The organism is Sphingobium xenophagum (assembly GCF_031457465.1).
GTDB classification, from domain to species: Bacteria; Pseudomonadota; Alphaproteobacteria; order Sphingomonadales; family Sphingomonadaceae; genus Sphingobium; species Sphingobium xenophagum_A.
Map to the genome: position 1 here is coordinate 1 of NZ_JAVDWV010000045.1, position 2,067 is coordinate 2,067.

A 2,067-nucleotide genomic window follows, 5' to 3' on the forward strand; every position below is an offset into this window, starting at 1 on the left:
AAGGTGCGGTAACACGCACTGGAGGACCGAACCGTTCAATGTTGAAAAATTGTCGGATGAGTTGTGCTTAGGGGTGAAAGGCCAATCAAGCCGGGAAATAGCTGGTTCTCCGCGAAATCTATTGAGGTAGAGCGTCGGATGATTGCCGTTGGGGGTAGAGCACTGGATGGTTGCGGGGGTCGCGAGATCTACCAACACTAACCAAACTCCGAATACCAACGAGTCTAGTCCGGCAGACAGACGGCGGGTGCTAAGGTCCGTCGTCAAAAGGGAAACAGCCCTAACCTACAGCTAAGGTCCCCAAGTCATCACTAAGTGGGAAAGCATGTGGGATTTCCAAAACAACCAGGAGGTTGGCTTAGAAGCAGCCATCCTTTAAAGAAAGCGTAACAGCTCACTGGTCTAAATAAGAGATCCTGCGGCGAAGATGTAACGGGGCTAAAGTGATGCACCGAAGCTTAGGGTGTGATCGTTTACGATCACGCGGTAGCGGAGCGTTCCGTAGGCCGTTGAAGCGATCTGGTAATGGGTCGTGGAGGTATCGGAAGTGCGAATGCAGACATGAGTAGCGATTAACAGTGTGAGATGCACTGTCGCCGAAATTCCAAGGGTTCCTGCTTAAAGCTAATCTGAGCAGGGTAAGCCGGCCCCTAAGACGAGCCCGAAGGGGGTAGTCGATGGGAACCACGTTAATATTCGTGGGCCTGGAGGTGTGTGACGGATGGTGTAACTGGTCTGGGCTTATTGGATTGCTCCAGGCTGGGAAATCGTCCCAGGAAATAGCCCCTCCGTATAGACCGTACCCTAAACCGACACAGGTGGAATGGTAGAGTATACCAAGGCGTTTGAGAGAAGTATCCTGAAGGAACTCGGCAAATTGCCTCCGTACCTTCGGAAGAAGGAGGCCCCACATAAGCGCAAGCTCTTGTGGGGGGCACAGGCCAGGGGGTAGCGACTGTTTAGCAAAAACACAGGGCTCTGCTAAGTCGGCTTCAAGACGACGTATAGGGCCTGACGCCTGCCCGGTGCCTGAAGGTTAAGAGGAGGTGTGCAAGCACTGAATTGAAGCCCAGGTAAACGGCGGCCGTAACTATAACGGTCCTAAGGTAGCGAAATTCCTTGTCGGGTAAGTTCCGACCTGCACGAATGGCGTAACGACTTCCCCACTGTCTCCAGGATATGCTCAGCGAAATTGAATTCTCCGTGAAGATGCGGAGTACCCGCGGTTAGACGGAAAGACCCCGTGCACCTTTACTGCAACTTCAGAGTGGCATTAGGAAAGAGCTGTGTAGCATAGGTGGGAGGCTTTGAAGCATCGACGCCAGTTGATGTGGAGCCATAGGTGAAATACCACCCTGCTGTTTTCTGATGTCTAACCTCGCACCGTTATCCGGTGCAGGGACCCTCTGTGGTGGGTAGTTTGACTGGGGCGGTCGCCTCCTAAAGAGTAACGGAGGCGCGCGATGGTGGGCTCAGGACGGTTGGAAACCGTCTGTTAGAGTGCAATGGCATAAGCCCGCCTGACTGCGAGACTGACAAGTCGAGCAGAGACGAAAGTCGGTCATAGTGATCCGGTGGTCCCTCGTGGAAGGGCCATCGCTCAACGGATAAAAGGTACGCCGGGGATAACAGGCTGATGATTCCCAAGAGCTCATATCGACGGAATCGTTTGGCACCTCGATGTCGGCTCATCACATCCTGGGGCTGGAGCAGGTCCCAAGGGTTTGGCTGTTCGCCAATTAAAGTGGTACGTGAGCTGGGTTCAGAACGTCGCGAGACAGTTTGGTCCCTATCTGCCGTGGGCGTCGAAATTTGAGAGGAGTTGACCCTAGTACGAGAGGACCGGGTTGAACATACCTCTGGTGTACCAGTCGTTCCGCCAGGAGCGCAGCTGGGTAGCTATGTATGGACGGGATAACCGCTGAAAGCATCTAAGCGGGAAGCCTCCCTCGAGATAAGATTTCATCGAGCCGTCGTAGACCACGACGTTGATAGGCTGGATGTGGAAGTGGAGTAATCCATGAAGCTAACCAGTCCTAATTGCTCTGTTCGCGCTTAAACGGTTCA

1 rRNA gene is annotated in these 2,067 nt (G+C 53.5%); it reads left to right on the forward strand.

From position 1 onward, the window contains the following. Positions 1-2,059: ribosomal RNA gene (locus J2W40_RS20455) — 23S ribosomal RNA — on the forward strand; the annotation flags it as partial. Positions 2,060-2,067 lie beyond the last annotated feature (8 nt).